17 protein-coding genes are annotated in these 18,170 nt (G+C 54.3%); 16 read left to right on the forward strand and 1 reads right to left on the reverse strand.

The features are described 5' to 3' along the window. Positions 1-10: 10 nt before the first annotated feature. Entirely contained in the window at positions 11-772 is a 762-nt protein-coding gene (locus EHV15_RS24285) for a GNAT family N-acetyltransferase (protein ID WP_128633496.1), read from the forward strand. 75 nt (positions 773-847) lie between these two features. On the opposite strand, the gene EHV15_RS24290 is transcribed toward EHV15_RS24285, so the two are convergent. After that, positions 848-1,996, reverse strand: coding sequence for a cation:proton antiporter (locus EHV15_RS24290; RefSeq protein WP_128633497.1), 1,149 nt, complete (start codon positions 1,994-1,996; stop codon positions 848-850). A 321-nt stretch (positions 1,997-2,317) separates the two neighbouring features. Between EHV15_RS24290 and EHV15_RS24295 the strand changes: the two genes are divergently transcribed. The 15 genes from EHV15_RS24295 (at position 2,318) to EHV15_RS24365 (ending at position 17,954) form a co-directional block, all read left to right on the forward strand. Continuing rightward, on the forward strand, positions 2,318-2,863 hold the full coding sequence (locus tag EHV15_RS24295; RefSeq protein ID WP_128633498.1) for a helix-turn-helix domain-containing protein: 546 nt from the start codon (positions 2,318-2,320) through the stop codon (positions 2,861-2,863). A 23-nt stretch (positions 2,864-2,886) separates the two neighbouring features. Further along, on the forward strand, positions 2,887-3,669 hold the full coding sequence (locus EHV15_RS24300) for a response regulator transcription factor (RefSeq protein WP_128633499.1): 783 nt from the start codon (positions 2,887-2,889) through the stop codon (positions 3,667-3,669). Between the two features lie 18 nt (positions 3,670-3,687). Beyond that, entirely contained in the window at positions 3,688-5,508 is a 1,821-nt protein-coding gene (locus EHV15_RS24305; RefSeq protein WP_128633500.1) for a cache domain-containing sensor histidine kinase, read from the forward strand. A 124-nt stretch (positions 5,509-5,632) separates the two neighbouring features. Further along, complete coding sequence (locus EHV15_RS24310) at positions 5,633-7,006, forward strand: ABC transporter substrate-binding protein (RefSeq protein ID WP_128633501.1); 1,374 nt, start codon at positions 5,633-5,635, stop codon at positions 7,004-7,006. Positions 7,007-7,133: 127 nt separating this feature from the next. Then, complete coding sequence (locus tag EHV15_RS24315; protein WP_128635509.1) at positions 7,134-7,937, forward strand: carbohydrate ABC transporter permease; 804 nt, start codon at positions 7,134-7,136, stop codon at positions 7,935-7,937. Positions 7,938-7,942: 5 nt separating this feature from the next. Beyond that, positions 7,943-8,773: a carbohydrate ABC transporter permease gene (locus tag EHV15_RS24320; protein WP_128633502.1), complete on the forward strand. Its 831-nt coding sequence runs from the start codon at positions 7,943-7,945 to the stop codon at positions 8,771-8,773. 32 nt (positions 8,774-8,805) lie between these two features. After that, complete coding sequence (locus tag EHV15_RS24325) at positions 8,806-9,876, forward strand: M24 family metallopeptidase (protein WP_128633503.1); 1,071 nt, start codon at positions 8,806-8,808, stop codon at positions 9,874-9,876. Between the two features lie 41 nt (positions 9,877-9,917). Then, positions 9,918-11,117 (forward strand): NAD(P)/FAD-dependent oxidoreductase, encoded by a 1,200-nt coding sequence (locus tag EHV15_RS24330; protein ID WP_128633504.1) that lies wholly within the window; start codon positions 9,918-9,920, stop codon positions 11,115-11,117. 2 nt (positions 11,118-11,119) lie between these two features. After that, positions 11,120-12,121, forward strand: a complete 1,002-nt coding sequence (locus EHV15_RS24335; protein WP_128635510.1) for a proline racemase family protein — start codon at positions 11,120-11,122, stop codon at positions 12,119-12,121. Positions 12,122-12,185: 64 nt separating this feature from the next. Then, positions 12,186-13,241, forward strand: a complete 1,056-nt coding sequence (locus EHV15_RS24340) for a proline racemase family protein (RefSeq protein ID WP_128633505.1) — start codon at positions 12,186-12,188, stop codon at positions 13,239-13,241. Positions 13,242-13,292: 51 nt separating this feature from the next. Continuing rightward, a complete protein-coding gene (locus EHV15_RS24345) occupies positions 13,293-14,180 on the forward strand; it encodes a dihydrodipicolinate synthase family protein (protein WP_128633506.1) in 888 nt (295 codons plus the stop codon). A gap of 446 nt (positions 14,181-14,626) precedes the next feature. Continuing rightward, a complete protein-coding gene (locus tag EHV15_RS24350; protein WP_246061753.1) occupies positions 14,627-16,093 on the forward strand; it encodes an aldehyde dehydrogenase family protein in 1,467 nt (488 codons plus the stop codon). Between the two features lie 12 nt (positions 16,094-16,105). Continuing rightward, the gene (locus EHV15_RS24355) at positions 16,106-16,378 is read left to right on the forward strand and encodes a (2Fe-2S)-binding protein (RefSeq protein ID WP_128633507.1); all 273 of its coding nucleotides are present in this window, start codon (positions 16,106-16,108) and stop codon (positions 16,376-16,378) included. Next, entirely contained in the window at positions 16,378-16,710 is a 333-nt protein-coding gene (locus EHV15_RS24360; protein ID WP_246061754.1) for a (2Fe-2S)-binding protein, read from the forward strand. Before EHV15_RS24355 ends, EHV15_RS24360 begins: the two co-directional genes overlap by 1 nt. Further along, the gene (locus EHV15_RS24365) at positions 16,707-17,954 is read left to right on the forward strand and encodes an NAD(P)/FAD-dependent oxidoreductase (protein ID WP_128633508.1); all 1,248 of its coding nucleotides are present in this window, start codon (positions 16,707-16,709) and stop codon (positions 17,952-17,954) included. The genes EHV15_RS24360 and EHV15_RS24365 overlap by 4 nt, the downstream gene beginning before the upstream one ends. The last annotated feature ends 216 nt before the right edge of the window (positions 17,955-18,170 follow it).

Consider the following 18,170-nt stretch of genomic DNA (forward strand, 5'->3'; position numbering starts at 1 on the left):
CCCGAATCCGATGCAAGCTATTCAGATGATTGAATTAAATCAGCAAAACCTTGAAGAAGAAGGAGGATATTGCTTACGAAGCAAACCTCTATCAACCGGATATCAGAACAAAAACAACTGGTTAAAGGACGAGCTGGCAGCAGGATTAAAATACATAAAGCTGATGGAAAATGGAAAACAAGCAGGATTTATAGAGTATACGGCTGCGGAATATTCGTCCAGAGTCGTCCACGCCAACGATTATATGATCATCCATTGCTTATGGGTCAACATTTCCGGAAAAGGCCACGGAACCAGGCTTATCCATAAATGCATTGAAGATGCAAGGCAGCAAAATAAATGCGGTGTTGCGGTAATCACCAATTCGGACACTTCTTGGACTCCGAGCAAAGACATTTTCTTGAAAAACGGGTTTACTCTGATTCAAGAAGCGCCCTACGGATTTGAACTGTTAGTACATCCGCTCAAGGATGGTCCGCTTCCTTTTTTTCCAAACAATTGGGAGGAAAGATTGAAAACTTCCGATGAACTAACCATTTTCCGCACCAACCAATGTCCGTTTGTGGATGTCGCTACCGAAAATATGTTGGAAGGGGCCCGAAAGCTCGGGCTTGAAGCCAAAGTCATTGATATAAAAAACAGAGAAGAATTGATGGCGTTATCCCCAACGCCGTACGGCATTTTTGGGGTTACTTATCATGGGCAATTGGTTACTTTTCATAGACTTACCGTTCATTCCGCAATCAAGAAACTTAAATCCCTTTGCAATTAAGCGGAGAAAAATGACTCAAGGAGATTTCTGAACCATCTCCTTGAGTCGACAATTTCAAGCAAAAGCTCATGCAAGCTATAACGTGCCGGGCTTTTTTTCCTTTTCGTTAAAAAACAGCTTCATCATCGGAGGGGTGACGATCGTCGTGACCAGTACGACAAGCACAATGACGGCGAACATCCCTTCGTTCAGCAGCCCGGCTTCTTGACCGATGGCGGCAATGATCAGCGCGACCTCGCCCCGGGACACCATCGCCGAGCCGATCCCTAGGGCGCTGCGCCAACCGAAGCCGGCGGCTTTGGCCCCAAAGGCCGATCCCAATAGTTTGGTGGCAATGGCCAGCACGCTTAATCCGGCAATCAGGCCAAGCTGGGAGGAGACGGCGGAAAAATCAACTTTAACGCCAATCGTCGTAAAAAACACGGGGACAAACACAGCGTATCCGATCGTTTCGATTTTTTCGGTAACCTCGTGCTTATACGTGGTAAGGCTGATGGCCACCCCCGCAATATACGCCCCGATAATGGCGGCCACGCCGGCATATTCAGCCATGTAAGCAAACAGGAAGCAAATGATCAATGCTGCGGAGATGACCGACTCCGACACGCGGAGCGGAGAGAACTTGCGCAGTACCCAAGGGACGACTTTCCAACTCAAAACGATCGCGATCGCAAAAAACGCGAACTTCTTCAATATAATCATGCCCAAGTTTACGTCGCCGCCGGCGAAGCTCATGACAAAGGCCAGCAGGATAATGACGAGAACATCGTCAATCACGGCCGCCCCCAGGATCGTAGCACCCTCTCTGGATTTGAGCCTGCCCATTTCTTTCAGCGCCTGGACCGAAATGCTGACGCTTGTCGCGGACAGCAGCAAGCCGAGGAAAATAGCTTCAAATGTGGGCATGCCGATTAGAACACCCGATAGATATCCTAATCCGAAAGGGAGGGCGATGCCGGCCAAACCTACGTAAGCGGATGCTTTGCCGGATTTCTTGAATTCATCCACATCCGTTTCCAGACCCGCAATAAACATGAGTAATATGACGCCGATCTGACTTATTTCATCAAGAATATCGGTTTCATGGATCAAGCCCAACACCGCGGGGCCAAGCAAAATACCGATAAGCAGTTTCCCCAAAACCGCTGGCTGCCGTAATCTTACGCTTAGGTCTCCGGCTAATTTGGATGCAATCAGAATAATGGCCAGTTCTAAAATCAGCATGTCAATCATCCTCCATTGAAGTATATGATGTGAAAAAAATTAAAAAAAACACAAAAAGAGCCTGCAACCAAGGGAATGTTATGCCGAAATCGACATACTACTCCCTTGGTGACAGGCTCCTCCAAGTGAAGCATTTTAAATTTTTAACCAACAAACGTCATTATATCAAAAAGTATAATTGTTGCCAACAGGTATAACAAGAATCACAGATATGTTAAATTGCCTCGGTTGATTTGTTAAAATTTATTGACAATTCCAATTAAATGTTGTTTCATTTGATTAAACCAAGTTGAATTCATTTTTATTTAGGGGATAACTTACGTGGAGCTGGGTAGCAAAATCCGAAAGATCCGTAAATCACAAAACCGGAGTCTGGACGACATCGCCAAGGCTTGCGGATTTACGAAAAGCCTGTTGTCCAAAATCGAAAACGGGAAAACGGTCCCCCCGATCGGTACGCTCATCAAGATTGCCGAAGCGCTGGGAACCAAAGTTTCCGTGCTGCTCGATGACAGTGATCTGCATGGTACCGTACACACCACGAAAACGGCAAGCATGGATAAAATGGTCCGCACCGATAAGGGGTACTCTTTTTCCGCGATTGCGGCGGAACGGCCGGAGAAATTGATGCAGCCGTTTTATTTTGTGGCGAGAAAAGGAAAGACGGGCAAACGAACGTTGTCTCATGTCGGACAGGAATTTATATATGTGCTGGAAGGCACCATGATCTATTACGTAGGCAACGAAGCGTATACGCTAAACGCCGGCGACAGCTTGTATTTCGACTCCTTCGAAAATCATAAATATACGCCGGTGACGGATGAAGTCAAATATTTGTCGGTGTTTTGCTCCGATTCCAAAGCCTGACGGCAAAAAAGAGGAGATGGAAAATGCTGAACATTTTGGTCGTGGACGACGAACCGAAGCACCGGAAAGGGTTGTCGCGGATGCTTCAGGGATTGAACCCAAAGTACAACATTTTTCATGCCAGGGACGGTGCGGAGGCGCTTGAAAGCATCAGCGTTCAACCCATTGACCTGGTTTTTACGGACATTCAAATGCCGGTCATGGGCGGGCTCGAGTTCGTGGAGCATTTGACCCGGCGCGGCGGGAACGAATGCGTCATTATTATAAGCGCGTATTCGGAGTTTGCCTATGCGCAGCGCGCGCTGCAGCTTGGCGCCTGCGATTATTTGCTTAAGCCGGTGGAAGAGGACAGAATCGTGCCGCTATTGGCGAAAGCGGAGCAAAAAGCAAGCTCTGTGCGTCTCGCCGCCTCGAAGGCAGCCCGGGAACGGCTCTTCGAGTTGAGCGATCGCCCGAATGACCGTAAACGCTGTAAAGCCGAGCCGATTATCGAAAGCTGCAAAACCTACATTGCAACGCATTACCATGAAGAAGATTTGTCGCTAAGCACGCTGGCCGTGAAATTTCATTTTAATCCTTCGTATTTTTGCCACCTTTTCAAAACGCATACGCGTATGACCATCCACCAATACATTACCCAAACCCGCATGAAGGCGGCGGCAAAGCTGCTGCTGCATACCTCGCAAAAGGTTTACCAAATTGCCGAAAACGTCGGCTATAAGGATGTAAAGTACTTTATCCGCCTATTTCGCAAGGAATTTGGCACAAGTCCGGAAGAATACCGCCACCTGTCCGCCATTCGCTGAATAAGGAAGGGATGTCGTTTGAGAGGACGTTACGGTTTGCCGCGATTAAAGGATCTTCGCTACAGGACCAAACTTTTTTTATCCTATGCCCTCATTATCACGATTCCGCTTGGCATCCTCAGCTCTAAATATTACTTCTCCGGCAGGGAATTCGTCTCCGAATTCGCCCGGCAAAACCTTTACTCCATCGTGAAGCAAAACAACGAAATCATCGACGCCGAGCTCGCCCGGGTGGAGGAAAGCAGCCTCGCCCTGATTGCGGAGCAGATGCTGTACGAGCAATATTTGCATGCGAACCCGGAGGACGAATACAGCATGATTACGATGGAAAAAAAGGTCAGCCGCGCGCTCAACAAATACTTTCCCGATTTGCAGGACATGTACTCGATCCATTTGCTCACCAGCTATTCCAACATCGGCCCCACGGGAGCTTCCGCATTGTTCCCTTATGAAGATTTTAACGAAACCGGTCTATACCAGGCTGCGGTAAAAGCGGATGGGGGGATGGCGTGGGTCCCTACCTTTTCGTTCGCGCAAATGTTCAAGCGGGAAATCAATCCGTCCAACCCGCCGGAATACTTCCAACTGCTGACTGGGGTACGCTTGCTTAAACTGTTCAAAATCAACAATGGCGAAGTGATCGAGCTGCTAGGCAAAGCCGAGCTCCCGGTGCTGGTCATCACTTACCAGCCGGACTATTACCGTGCCCGGTTTGAAAGTGCGCTCCCTGCCAACGGAGCTTCTTTTTTTATCGTAAGCCCGTCAGGAGAGCTAGTCGCCGGTACGGACATGGAGCGGGCATATGCCGGCGGCAAGCCGGATTGGCTGAAGGAAATGATCAAGCTGAAAAGCGGGACATTGACGATGATGGAGGACGGCAAGCCGCTGATCGTTTGCTTTGATACTTCCGAAGTGACAGGCTGGGTATCGGCGGTTACCATCTCGCCGGAAGCTCTGGGTGCCGCGTTTTTACCGCAGATCAAATCCTATACCTTCTACTTGACGTTATTTCTGCTGATCTTCTCGCTCCTGCTGGCGTTGTTGTTTGCCAATTCCATCACCAGGCCCATTCATCAACTGCTGCGTGCAATCAAAAAGACGGGCGAAGGGGAATTCGATACCCGCATCCGGGTTGAGTCTTACAACGAGATGGGGTTGTTGATTCATAAATACAACCAAATGAACGTAAAAATCAAAAATTTAATCGAAGAGAATTACAAGGTCAAGCTCAGGGAAAAAGAGACGCAAATCATGTCGCTGAATATCCAGCTGAATCCGCATTTTTTGTACAACACCCTGAACATCATGAATTGGACGGCGCTGGAGAACGAGCAAAAAGAGCTGAGCCGGATGATCGTCAGCTTGTCCGCCATGCTGCAGTACACCTCTGAAAACAGCCGCGATATCGGCGATATGGCGGAGGATTTAAATTGGCTCCGGCATTATATTTTTCTCACGAACGAGCGTTTTGAGGGCAAGTTTACCGTCACCTATGACATCTCTCCCGAGCTTTATTCGTATCAAGTTCCCAAACTATTTCTGCAGCCTTTCGTCGAAAATGCGATTATCCACGGTTTTTCCCGCCTGCACACCGGGGGAAGGATTATGATTCGGGGCCGGGTGGAGGGCGGCGAGCGCACGTTCACGGTAGAAGACAATGGCATCGGTATTTCCGCTCACAGATTAGAGCAATTAACCGAAATGGAGAGCAGCTCCATCGGCATCCAAAACGTGGACAAAAGAATCAAGCTTATTTACGGAGAGGCCTATGGCGTATCCATAACTTCGCAAGAAGGGGAAGGAACTATCGTGCACATCCGTTTACCTTTAAAGGGTTGAACAAACATTTTTACCAAACAAATAAAAATCCTCCACCAATCCAAAAATGTTCGAATTCTTTTTAGAACCGTGATTTTTTACAATAAATATACAAATCATTTTTAGCTGAATGGAGGGTTAGGGGATGATGAGTGCAAGGCGTTTGGCGGGATGGGTTTTACCGGCGGTTCTTGCCGTCACCGTGATGTTAACGGCGTGTTCGAATAGCGGAGGAACCTCCGAAAGTCAGGACGGGACCCAGGGCGGCGGTAAAGAAAAGATCACGCTGAAGTTCTCCTTCTGGGGGGATACGATCGAGAAAAAGACGGTAACAGAAGCGCTTGAACGTTTTGAGCAGGCGACCGGAATTGGCGTGGAGCCGATGCACGTTCCGGCCGATTATTTAACCAAACTGACGACGATGGTGGCGGGGAATGTCGCCCCGGATCTCGGTTATTTGTCCTCCGGAGCCGCTTTGAGCTGGGGCGCGGACGGAAAGCTGCTGAACCTCACCCCGCTGATCGAAAACGACCCGGATTTTAAAAAGGAGGATTATCTCGACCAGGTATGGTACGAAATCGCTCCCGGCAACATCATCGGGATGAGCACCGCGGTGGAAGGGTACGGGCTCATGTACAACAAGGATCTGCTGCTGGAAGCGGGCGCATCGCTGCCCCCGACCGACGCGGATAAAGCCTGGGATTGGGATACGTTTGTGGAATACGCTAAGAAATTAACGCTGGATGACCAGGGGAGAAATGCGCTCGATCCGAACTTTAACCCGGACAAAATCAGGCAGTACGGTCTTCAGTACGATCCCTACAATATGATGGCGGCGGTGGTTTCAAATGGCGGCAATTTTTTGACGGAGGACGGAAAAGGGTTTGGGCTGGCCCAGCCGGAGGCGATCGAGGCGATTCAAAAGCTGGCGGATCTGATGTATGTTCACCATGTGTCACCCACCCCGATGCAAACCAAAAACTTGCCCGATACAGCGCTGCAGACGAAAAAAGTCGCCATGACGGTCTCCGGGAACTGGGCTTTGCAAGCGTTTGCGGAGCAGGATTTTAATCTCGGGGTCGGAGTGCTGCCGAAGCTCAAAGTCAGCAATACCCTGCTGGACGGGGCGCCGACGGTCATTTTCAAATCGACCAAACACCCGGAAGAAGCGTGGCTGCTCTATAAATATATGGCGGACCCCGAATCGGTGCTGCCGCTGATCGAAGGCGGCTTATGGATGCCGCTGAAAAAAGAATGGTACACGAATCCGGACCTGATAAACAAATGGGCCGCCGGAAACGAGGCGCATCCGGAAGGATACACCGAAGCCTATATGAAGCAGACGATTGAAAACGGCATCCGCACCCCGGGCTTCGAAGTGAAGAACCTGGACAAAATCAATGCCCTGGTGACGCCTGCCCTCGATTTGGTCTGGACGGGCAAAAAGACGGCCGAAGAAGCGCTGAAGGGGGTGGAGCCCAAGGTGCAGCCGCTGATTCAAGGATATTACGGCAGGTAATATCCTGGCTTATCCATTCATCCGGATTGGGGGGATTGCTATTCTTCATAAACGCCGTATTGCTTTAGCAGGCATTTTGTTTGCCCTGCCCAGTATCTGCGGGCTGATGCTGTTCGTCATTTTGCCGATGGTCGCCAGTCTCTTGCTCAGCTTTACGGATTACCGGATCGTAAATGCGCCCAAATTCATCGGGCTGGCGAATTATACGCGGCTGTTCGACGGCACGGATCAATATTTTTACAACTCGTTATGGGTCACCTTCAAATATGTCGTGCTTCGCGTTCCGCTCGGACTGGTCTTTTCGTTTATCGTTGCATTTCTGCTGAACATGGAGTTTATCCGCGGCAAATCCGTGTTCCGCACGATCTATTATTTGCCGGCGATCGTGCCCGCAGTCGCGTCCTCAATGATTTGGATTTGGCTGTTTAGCCCGGACCTGGGCCTGTTCAACAGCTTCCTGGAAGCCTTGAACCTGCCGACATTGGATTGGCTGTATTCCGAAACCACCGTGGTTCCTTCCATCGTGCTGATGAGCCTGTGGGGGATGGGGAGCACGATTATTATTTTCCTGGCGGGCCTGCAAGGCGTGCCGAGGTCTCTCTATGAAGCGGCCATCGTCGATGGCGCCGGCCCGCTCCGGAAGTTTCGGCATATTACGATCCCGATGATGACGCCGATTATTTTCTTCAACTTGATCATGGGGTCGATCGGAGCTTTTCAGGTATTTACCGAAGCGCTGATCATGACGCAGGGCGGGCCCAACAATGCCAGCTTGTTTTATAACTACTACATTTACCGCCAGGCGTTTCAATTCGGCGAAATGGGGCAAGCGTCGGCTATTGCCTGGATCCTCTTTATGATCATCCTGCTGGTCACGGTTATCTTTTTCCGCACATCCAAGTCCTGGGTGTTTTATGAAAGCGAGGTGTAGCGACGATGCGGAGAAGCCGCCGAATCTCGCAGCTGACCGTTTACACGATCCTCATTTTAGGAGCCTGCTTTTGTCTATTGCCGTTATTTTGGCTGGTCCGCAGTTCGATGATGAGTTCGCTGCAAATTTTTGAGATGCCGCCAAGGTGGATACCTTCGCCCTTTCGCTTGCAGAACTATGTGGAGGCCTTGACGACGATCGATTTTTTCCGTTTTTTCCGCAACACGTTAACCATCACCATCGGCTGCCTGGCCGGAGCGCTGATCAGCAGTTCGCTCGGGGCTTACAGTTACGCCAGGTTAAGCTGGCCGGGGAAAAAGTTTTTCTTCGGACTGCTGCTGTCGAGCATGATGCTGCCCAGTGCGGTCACGTTAATTCCGACCTTTATCGGCTGGAAGCTGGCCGATCTGATCAACACTTACTTCCCGCTTATTCTGCCGGTGTGGTTTGGCTCGGCCTTCGACATTTTTCTGTTAAGGCAGTTTTATACCAGCATCCCGCGGGATATGGACGAAGCCGCTTATGTGGACGGGGCCGGTCCGTGGACGGTTTTTTCCCGGATCATCATCCCTTTGTCGAAGCCGCCGCTGATCGTCATCGGTTTGTTTTCCTTCATGAACTCATGGAACGATTTTATGGGGCCGCTGGTGTACTTGAATGAGGAAAGCAAATTTACGATGGCGCTTGGGCTGCAAATGTTCCAATCGTTGCACAGTGCGCAGTGGCATCTGTTGATGGCCGCTTCGACCGTGGTGATTTTGCCGGTGATCGTCGTGTTTTTTATCGGGCAGCGTTATTTTATCGAAGGCATTACGTTAACCGGGATGAAGGGCTGAGGAATTGAAAATGCAGAGGGAGGGTTAAATCTATGGAAGAACAGCGTCTCCAAAAGGTGCGGGAAGCGCTCAAGCAGCAGGGGATCGACGGACTTTTAATCGCAAGCCCCTATAACCGCAGATATGTGACCGGCTTCACCGGCACTGCGGGTTGGGTGGTGATTACGCAGGACCAGGCCTTGCTGGTGACCGATTTTCGTTATACCAGCCAGGCGTCCCAGCAGGCTCGTGAATACGAGGTTGTACAGGCGGCGGGTGACCCGCTTGAGCTGATCCGGGAGAAGCTGGAAGGGGTCAGGGTCAGAACGTTGGGGTTTGAAAAAAATCAGGTGACTTATGCGGGATATGAGGCATACGAAAAGTGTTTTCAGGGCATCGAGCTGGTGCCGACGGAAAACATCGTTGAAAAGCTGCGCGGCATCAAAGACGAGCGGGAGCAGGCGTATATCCGGCGGGCGATCGAGATTACGGAAAAAGCCTTTGCCCATATTTTGGGCTTCATGAAGCCGGGCGTTACCGAACGGGAGGTGGCTGCGGAGCTGGAATACTTTATGCGCCAAAACGAGGCGGTTTCGTCGGCGTATCCCACGATCGCCGCTTCCGGCGTACGCTCCGCGCTGCCGCACGGGTTGGCCAGCGACAAGCCGCTTGGCATCAATGAGTTCGTGACCCTTGATTTTGGGGCTAGCTACGAAGGGTATTGCTCCGATTTAACGCGGACCGTCTTTATTGGTGAGCCCACAGAGCGCCATCAGGAGATCTACCGGATCGTGTTGGAGGCCAACCGGGCCGCCCTGGAGGGACTGAAACCGGGGATGACAGGGAAGGAGGGGGATGCGCTGGCAAGGGATTGTATAGCTGGCTACGGGTACGGCGACTACTTCGGCCACGGTCTCGGTCATGCCTTCGGTTTGGAAATCCACGAGCCGATGCGGTTTTCGCAAAAAACGGAGGATGTGCTCGAGCCGGGGATGATCCTGACAGTGGAGCCGGGGATTTATATCCCCGATTTCGGCGGTGTCCGCATCGAGGATGACATTCTCATTACGGAAACGGGCATTGAGGTGCTGACGAAATCGAACAAAGAACTGATCGTTCTGTAAGAGAAACAACCTCTTTTGAAAGGAAGGAGGGACTATCGTTCATGAATTCGGAAGCTGCGGAAGTCGTCGTCATCGGCGGCGGGATCATCGGCATGTCCATTGCCTATTATGCGGCGAAAGCCGGAATGGACGTAGTCGTGGTGGAGCGCGGCGAAATCGCTGGAGGCACCTCCTCTAAATGTGACGGCAATATTTTGGCGATTGACAAGGCCCCCGGCTTCGACAGCCAAATGTCCCTGAAATCGCAGCAATTGGTGGCGGAGTGGGCCCGGGAGCTCGATGAGGAATTCGAATACCGGGCCCCCGGCAGCATTCTCGTGTGCGAGACCGATGAAGAGATGGAGGCTGCCGAGAGCTGGGTTTCGCGCCAGTGCGAAGCGGGCCTCCCCTTTCGCATGTTGGACCGGAAGGACCTGCGGGAGGAATGGCCTGATCTGGCGGACGATCTCCCGGGCGGCTTGGAATGCGCCACCGATTCCACGGTGAACCCGGTATTGCTCACTTATTCGTTAGCTTCCACCGCCCGCCGCCATGGTGCAAGTCTGCGAACCCATACGTCCGTGACGGCGCTTTTGCTGGATGAGAAGGGCCGGATTCGCGGGGTGGAAACCTCCGGCGGCACGATCCGCGCGAAATTTGTCATTAACGCCGCCGGGGTATGGGCGAAGCGGATCGGGCAAATGGCCGGGATAGACATTCCGATCGAACCCCGTAAGGGCCACATTCTCGTAGCCTCCCGCTGGGAAAGCATTGGGAAACGGAAAGTAATGGAATTCGGCTATTTGATCAGCAAATTCGGCGGAACGCGCAAGGTGGACCCGAGATTCGAACAGTACGGCATCGCGCTCGTGTTCGAACCGACCGCTTCGCAGAACTTTCTGATCGGCTCCAGCCGCCAATTCGCCGGGCTGGACAGCCGTGTCGATCAGGAGGTGATCCGGCTGATTGCGGAACGGGCGATTCGCTTTTTCCCCATGCTGGAACGGATTCCGCTGCTGCGGACTTACGCGGGCTTGCGTCCTTGGACCGCTGATCATCTCCCAATCGTTTCCGCCATCGACGAAATCCCCGGATTTTATGTGGCGGCGGGGCACGAAGGAGACGGCATCAGCTTGGCCGCGGTCACGGGGAAAGTAATGTGCGAAATGTTAAGCGGCGCCGCCACCTGCATCCCGGTCGAGCCGCTGCGCTATGACCGTTTTCGGGGCTCCGTTTCCCGCCATCAGGAGGCCGTGTTATGAGTATGAGATTTTCCAAGCTGGTCAGCACGATCGACACCCACACCGGCGGCAACCCGACCCGCACCGTAACCGGCGGAGCACCGGAGCTGCATGGAAGGACGATGACGGAAAAGATGGTCTACATGTCCGAGCATTACGACGATTTCCGCACTGCGTTGATGTTCGAGCCGCGGGGGCACGAGGTGATGTCCGGCTGTATTTTGACCCCGCCTTGCGACGCGCGGGCCGACATCGGGGTGGTGTTTATTGAAACCGGCGGATATTTGCCGATGTGCGGACATGATACGATCGGCCTTTGCACCGCGCTGATTGAAGGAGGAATCTATCCCGCCAGCAAAGACGTCATCCGGCTCGATACCCCGGCGGGGCTTGTGGAAGCCAGGCTGGAGATCGAGGAGGGGAAAGTGCGGCAAGTGACGTTCACGAATATCGCCTCTTTTTTATACAAAAGGGATGTATTGGTGGATGTCGAAGGGCTTGGCGAAATCTCCGTGGATATTGCGTATGGCGGCAATTTTTACGGGCTTGTCGACGCGCGGCCGCTTCGTCTTCCGCTGGTTCCCGGGCGGGGTTCGGAAATCGTTGGTTTGGCCGTTAAGATTCGCGAGGCGGTGAATCGCCAGGTTGAGGTGGTGCATCCGGAAATCCCGGTCATTCGCGGGCTTACCCATATCGAGTTCTATAGCGATCCGGTATCGCCGTTGGCCCATTGCCGGAATACGGTGGTCGTGCCTCCCGGAGGGATCGACCGTTCGCCGTGCGGGACGGGAACCTCGGCCAAGGCCGCCGTGCTTCATGCCAAAGGGGAACTGTCGAAAGGAGAAGAGTTTGTCCATGAGAGCATCGTGGGCTCGCTGTTCCGGGCCAAGATTGTGAAAGAAACGATGGTAGGCGGCTTGCCGGCGGTCATTCCGCAAATCTCCGGGTCGGCTTGGGTGACGGGCTTTCACCAGTTTGTTTTGCAGGATCGGGATGAGCTGAATCAGGGGTTCTTTCTGCTTTAATAGTTAGAGTTCAAAAGAGTTCAAAATTACCTCTAATACGAATGGGTTCGGAGGCCGGTATTGCATGAAAATGAAGAGATGGTATGCGGCGATCGATACGCATTCCGGAGGTGAGCCGCTAAGGATCATCACCGGCGGCTTGCCGCCGCTGGCCGGAGCTACGCTGCAGGAGAAGGCGGATTTTTTCCGGCGGAACTTCGATGCCGCGAGGAAGCTGCTGCTGGCCGAGCCGCGAGGGCACGGGGCGATGACCGGGGCGGTCGTCACGGCGCCGGTAACGAAAGGAGTGCGGTTCGGCCTGCTGTTCCTGAACCAAGAGGGCCTGGCGGCCATTAGCGGCCACGGGATTATCGCCGCGGTTACGGCTTGGATCGCTACAGGACAATTGGAGTTTTCCGATGCAGCCGCAGGTGTCCTGATCGATTGCCCGGCGGGCACGGTTCGCGCGATTGCCGAATGCGAAGGGGAGGAAGTTCACGCGGTTACGATTGAGCCGGTTCCGAGCTTTGCTTATGACAAGCCGCTTACGGTGAATGTTGAAGGCGCGGAGGTGAGGGTAGACATTGGCTTCAGCGGAGAGCTGTACGCCGTTGTTGATGCTTCTTTGCTCGGCGTAAGGGGAGCGTACCCGCTGCCCAAGCTGCGGGAGTGGGCCCGGCTGATCCGAGGGGCGGCGGAAAGGCGGCTGCAAGGCAAACATTCGGTGCTGGACTGGGATTCCGGGATTCATGGTGTGTTTTTTTATCGAAGGGGCGATGGGCTCGGGAGCCGCCGTGAAGCCAGTCTTGATGACCGTGATGATGACCGTGATCCGGCGCGGATCGTCTACCGGAGTGCGGCTGTATTCGCCGGGGAACAGCTTGACCGGTCACCGGGCGGGGCGGGAGCTTGCGCTCATCTGGCGGTTCTCTATTCCCGAGGTTTGCTTGCGCGAGGCCAGCAGGTCGTCTATGAAGGGATAACCGGCGCCCGCGCGATTGGAACCATTTCCGGGGAAACGATGGCATACGACCGCAGGGCTGTTATCCCGCGGTTTACGGGAACCGCCCATGTCTTAGGTTTTATGAATTTCCTGCTGGACCCGGCCGATCCACTGCCGGAAGGATTCATACTTTATTAGATTAATATTTTATGACATGAATAAATGAAAAGCGAGGGGAGAAATCACGATATGCCTAGATTTGAAGGAGTTTACGTGGCCATCGTTACGCCGTTTACCGATAGCTACGAGGTGGACTACAAACGTTTGTCCGAGCTTTGCGACTGGCTGATCTCACAAGGGGTGAACGGTCTGGTACCGGCCGGTTCACTGGGGGAATACGCAACCATGACCGGCGAAGAGCGGGCCAAAGTCGTGGAAACCGTGATCGCGGCCGCGGCCGGGCGGGTACCGGTGGTGCCTGGCTCGGCGGCGCCTTCCACACGGCAGGCCGTCGAGTGGGTGAAGCATGCGAAGGATGCGGGCGCTGCCGGCGTGATGGCTTTGCCGCCGATTAACTACCGGCCGCTGGAGCATGAAGTCATCGCCCACTACGAGGCGCTTAATGAGGTGGGACTGCCGATCATCGCCTACAACAATCCGCATGATTACAAGGTCGACTTGACGCCGCAGCTGCTTGCCCGGCTTTCCGGGTTCGAACATATCGTGGCCGTCAAAGAGTTTTCCGGCGACATCCGCCGCGTTCACGATATTCTGGATCAGACGGATCTGGAAGTGATGATCGGCGTCGATGATTTAGCAATGGAAGGCGTTTTGTTTGGAGCCACAGGCTGGATTTCCGGGGTGCCAAACGCCTTGCCGCAGGAAGGTGTGGAGCTGTTTGGCCTGGCCAGACAAGGCAAGGTTCGGGAAGCCGCCGCGCTGTACCGCCGGCTGCTGCCGCTGTTGCACTTCGATGCCAGCCCGCAGCTCGTCCAGTCGATCAAGTACATGATGGAGCTGGCCGGATTCCCTGTGGGGCCGGCCCGCCCGCCGCGCCTGCCTTTGCCGGATGCCGATTGCGAGGTGATTAAACAAGCGTTCGAGCGTGCCGCCCACCGCAAACAACCGGCTAATTAAACGGCGGTCACACAAAAGAGGGACATTGCCGGTACGTCGGCCATAATAAGGAAGCGCGCAATGAAGGGCGCAAAAGCAAAAGCGGCGCTTGAAATCAGGACGGCGCAGCTCCTTCAAGCAAGGCCGGCGTCATTCTAACGGTTGTGAGCGCCGCTATTTCGATAAAATGCAGGGGAAACCAAATTTAACGGTTGCGACAGAGCTTATTTTGCCTTATTTCAAAGGATTCGAACCTGTTTTACCCAAATAAGCGCGGGGACAACCGTTAGATATTGAATCCCCGTCTTTTCGGCTAAATAAGCGCTGGTTACAACCGTTAGCGAAAGACTGAAGATCCGGGATGCAGAGCCGTTAACTCAAAACGAATGGATTGGCCAACTGACTTTGCAGCCAAGCGCCGACTTCTGGGTTGAGTCCAAAAAAGAAGCAAAAGAAGGGAGCTTGGAATGAGCTTAAAACAGGAGGAATCGTCAATGGTACACAGCCGGAATTGGATCGGAGGAGAATGGATTGTCCCCGCGGCAGGAGAGTGCGCCGTAGTCAATCCATCCGACACCCGGGAGGAGGTGGGCGTGCTTCATTTATCCGACGCCTCGCACGTAGCGCAAGCGGAGCAGGCGGCACGTTTGGCATACGCCTCCTGGTCCCGCTTGACGGGAGCCGCAAGAGCCGAGCATTTGCACCGGCTGGCGGCGGCCTTGGAGTCAAGGGCCGCCGAGATTGCCCAGCTCGCCAGCATGGAAATGGGCAAGCCGATTACGGAAATGCGCGGCGAAGTCATGCGCGGCGTAAACCTGCTGCGATATTATGCCGCAGAGGGCGTCCGGGTGGGTGGGTCGGTCATCCCTTCCAGCGAGCCGGATGTTTTGCAATATAGCCGAAAGGTGCCGCTTGGGGTGGCCGGAATTATCACCCCTTGGAATTTTCCCGTGGCCATTCCGCTGTGGAAAATAGCGCCGGCGCTGATCTGCGGCAACACGGTGATCTGGAAACCGGCCGAGTCCGCTTCTTTGACCGCGACCAGGCTGACGGAAATTTTCGCCGAAGCCGGGCTTCCTTCCGGTGTCGTCAATTTGGTCGTCGGCAAGGGCAGTAAAATCGGCGATGCGCTGCTGGAGCAAACGGCTTTGGATGCGGTCAGCTTTACCGGCTCCACGGCCACCGGTATGCACGTCGCCGAGGCCTGCGCCAAACGCAACATCAAATATCAAACCGAGATGGGCGGAAAAAATGCCGCGGTGGTGCTGGGCGACGCCGATCTAGAGCATACCGTGCCCCTGATTGTCAGCGGCGCGTTCCGCTCGGCGGGCCAGAAATGCACGGCGACCAGCCGCATCATCGTGGAATCCGGCATTTACGATGCGTTTACCGAAGCGTTGACGCAAGCGGTATCAAGGCTCAAGCTGGCCCCGGCCCTTGATCCGCAGGCTTACCTGGGACCGGTAGCTTCGGCAAACCAATATGAAACGGTGAACTCCTATGTGCAGCTGGCGTGGGAGCATGCCGAAATTTTGGCTCAAGGTCCGGCAGCCGCAGGGGATCAGGAAGGTTATTATATAAGACCGCTCGTGGCAGCGGGCTTAAACGCGGAGCATCCGCTGATTCAGGAGGAGATTTTCGGACCGGTCGCCGTGGTGCTGGAAGCATCCGATTTCGCGGAAGCCGTCGCCCTGTGCAATCAAACCGTTTATGGCCTGAGCGCTTCTTTATTCACCAGGGATTTATCTTATGCCCACCGGTTCCTGGACGAAGCCCGGGCCGGAATGGTCCGCGTCAATCAAGAGACGGCAGGCGTCGAATATCAAGCCCCGTTCGGCGGCCTGAAGCTTTCCAGCTCGCACACGCGCGAACAGGGGCAAGCTGCCCTGGATTTCTATACTGAGCTCAAGACCTGCGCCGTCCATTATTTTTAGGAGGCTTACGATATGCAACGTCCATCCTTGGTGATTTGCCGCTGCGAAGAAGTGACGCTGGAACAATTGGAGGCGGCCTATGAGTCGGGATGCCGAACCTCCAGGCAGCTTAAGATGAAAACGCGGGCCGCGATGGGCGCCTGCCAGGGCCGGGTATGCAGGCATCTGCTCGAGGCCTGGGTCCACGCAAAGGATCCCGAGTCCCCGCGCAGCGCCGAACTGTTAGCCTACCGCCCGCCGATCCGGCCCGTGACTTTCGGCCAACTGGCAAGGGGGGAGGAATAGTGGAACGGATCATTGACCACCCGATATTGGGTCCGCAGAAAATGCCGCGTAAAACGGTGAGCTTTACATTTAACGGCAAGGAATTGACGGGACGGCAAGGGGAGCCGATCGCCGCGGCATTGCTCGCCTCAGGGATTCGCACACTGCGCAGGCACGAGGAATCCGGGAGCCCTCGCGGGTTGTATTGCGCCATCGGCCATTGTATGGAATGCCGGCTGAACGTGGAAGGCAAGGGGCCGGTACGTGCCTGTCTCACCCCGCTCGAAGCAGGGATGCGTATTTCCGAGGGACGGCGGCTGCCCAATGAAATCACGGGGAGGAAGCTGCCGTGACGAAACCTCCGCAATTCGATCTGTTGATTGTGGGCGCCGGTCCGGCGGGCTTATCGGCCGCGGCCGAAGCGGCCGGACATGGGCTTGGCGTAGCCGTACTGGATGAGTTTCCCGAACCGGGCGGACGGATGTTGGGTCAGTTTCACGAGGAAAAAGGACACTGGTGGGTAGGCCGACGGGAAGCTGAGCAATTGTTGAAAAAATGCGCTGCCTTAGGGGTTGAAATCCGCTGCGGCGTATCCGTATACGGCATGGTTAGGCCGGGCAACCGCTGGGTGGTCAGAACGACCGGCGGATCGCTAACGGCCGCACGCGTCCTGCTCGCTACAGGCGCCGCCGAAATTCCCCGGCCCTGCCCCGGCTGGACGCTGCCCGGCGTGATGTCGATCGGCGCGGCCCAAGTGCTGGCCAATGTGCACTATGTGAAACCCGGCCAGCGCGGATTGATTATCGGCGTGAATACGCTGGCCATGGCTATCGCTCGGGAGCTGGCGGTCAGCGGCGTGCCGATCGCAGGTATCGTGCTGCCGGGGCCAGGTCCGCTGTCCGGTGAAGACGCCTCGCCCAAGGCGAATTTGGCGAAGCTGATGGGCCTGGCCCATTTGGCCCCTTCGCCATTCATGAGGATCGGTGGAAGAATAGCGCGAACATTAGGGATGGCAGGGCCGGCAGCCCGTTTTTTTCCCCGAGGCGGGTTGAAAATATGGGACATCCCATTAATGCTGCGAACGCAGGCCGTATCTATAAACGGTAAGGAGCGGGTGGAATCCGTCACGCTGGCGGACGTAACCGGAGCCGGCGAGCTCATCCCCGGCAGTGAACGGGAGGAGCGGGTGGATTTCGTAGCGCTGGCGGGGGGATTGTATCCGCTGGCGGAATTGGCCGCGGTGGCCGGATGCCCTTTTATGCATGTACCGGAGCTGGGCGGTCATATTCCGCTTCACAATGAGCAAATGCAAACCCCGGTGGAAGGCTTGTATGTCGCCGGCAATATTACCGGGATCGAAAGCGCGCTGGTTGCCATGGCTCAAGGGCGGCTGGCCGCCGCGGCCGTATGCGGCGATGCCGGAGTATTGGGATACCTCAGGGAAAGCAAGCTGCTTGAAGCGATGCGGGAGGTCCGGCGTGTGCGCTCCTCCGCGTCGATTCAATTTGCGCCGGGTATCCCGTATGCCAGAGAACGAGTCTATCAGCATTACGCCGAGTTTCTGGAGGCTGGGGTGTTAAATGAGCAAATGAATTAGCTTCAAGCGAAAACAATAAGGACAAAAAATGTCGTTATTTCGGCGATATTATCCATTAAAATAGAAAAAGAGGAAATTTATGTCGCTATTTTCCCTCCATCGCTAGGAAATGCCCGCGATCTGCACCATTCATTGAACAATAAGGACACAAAATTCCGCTAATGGTGATGAACATTATCAAATCCGGACAATAAGATCATAAAGTACCGCTATTTT

The sequence above is a fragment of the Paenibacillus oralis genome (genome assembly GCF_003863965.1).
Taxonomy (GTDB): Bacteria; Bacillota; Bacilli; order Paenibacillales; family Paenibacillaceae; genus Fontibacillus; species Fontibacillus oralis.

Excerpts from the sequence above, each read along its gene's own strand:
- EHV15_RS24285 (WP_128633496.1), top strand. The coding sequence starts at position 11 with ATGCAAGCTATTCAGATGATTGAATTAAATCAGCAAAACCTTGAAGAA.
- EHV15_RS24290 (WP_128633497.1), bottom strand. The coding sequence starts at position 1,996 with ATGCTGATTTTAGAACTGGCCATTATTCTGATTGCATCCAAATTAGCC.
- EHV15_RS24300 (WP_128633499.1), top strand. The coding sequence starts at position 2,887 with ATGCTGAACATTTTGGTCGTGGACGACGAACCGAAGCACCGGAAAGGG.
- EHV15_RS24310 (WP_128633501.1), top strand. The coding sequence starts at position 5,633 with ATGATGAGTGCAAGGCGTTTGGCGGGATGGGTTTTACCGGCGGTTCTT.
- EHV15_RS24315 (WP_128635509.1), top strand. The coding sequence starts at position 7,134 with ATGGTCGCCAGTCTCTTGCTCAGCTTTACGGATTACCGGATCGTAAAT.
- EHV15_RS24320 (WP_128633502.1), top strand. The coding sequence starts at position 7,943 with ATGCGGAGAAGCCGCCGAATCTCGCAGCTGACCGTTTACACGATCCTC.
- EHV15_RS24325 (WP_128633503.1), top strand. The coding sequence starts at position 8,806 with ATGGAAGAACAGCGTCTCCAAAAGGTGCGGGAAGCGCTCAAGCAGCAG.
- EHV15_RS24330 (WP_128633504.1), top strand. The coding sequence starts at position 9,918 with ATGAATTCGGAAGCTGCGGAAGTCGTCGTCATCGGCGGCGGGATCATC.
- EHV15_RS24335 (WP_128635510.1), top strand. The coding sequence starts at position 11,120 with ATGAGATTTTCCAAGCTGGTCAGCACGATCGACACCCACACCGGCGGC.
- EHV15_RS24340 (WP_128633505.1), top strand. The coding sequence starts at position 12,186 with ATGAAAATGAAGAGATGGTATGCGGCGATCGATACGCATTCCGGAGGT.
- EHV15_RS24345 (WP_128633506.1), top strand. The coding sequence starts at position 13,293 with ATGCCTAGATTTGAAGGAGTTTACGTGGCCATCGTTACGCCGTTTACC.
- EHV15_RS24350 (WP_246061753.1), top strand. The coding sequence starts at position 14,627 with ATGAGCTTAAAACAGGAGGAATCGTCAATGGTACACAGCCGGAATTGG.
- EHV15_RS24355 (WP_128633507.1), top strand. The coding sequence starts at position 16,106 with ATGCAACGTCCATCCTTGGTGATTTGCCGCTGCGAAGAAGTGACGCTG.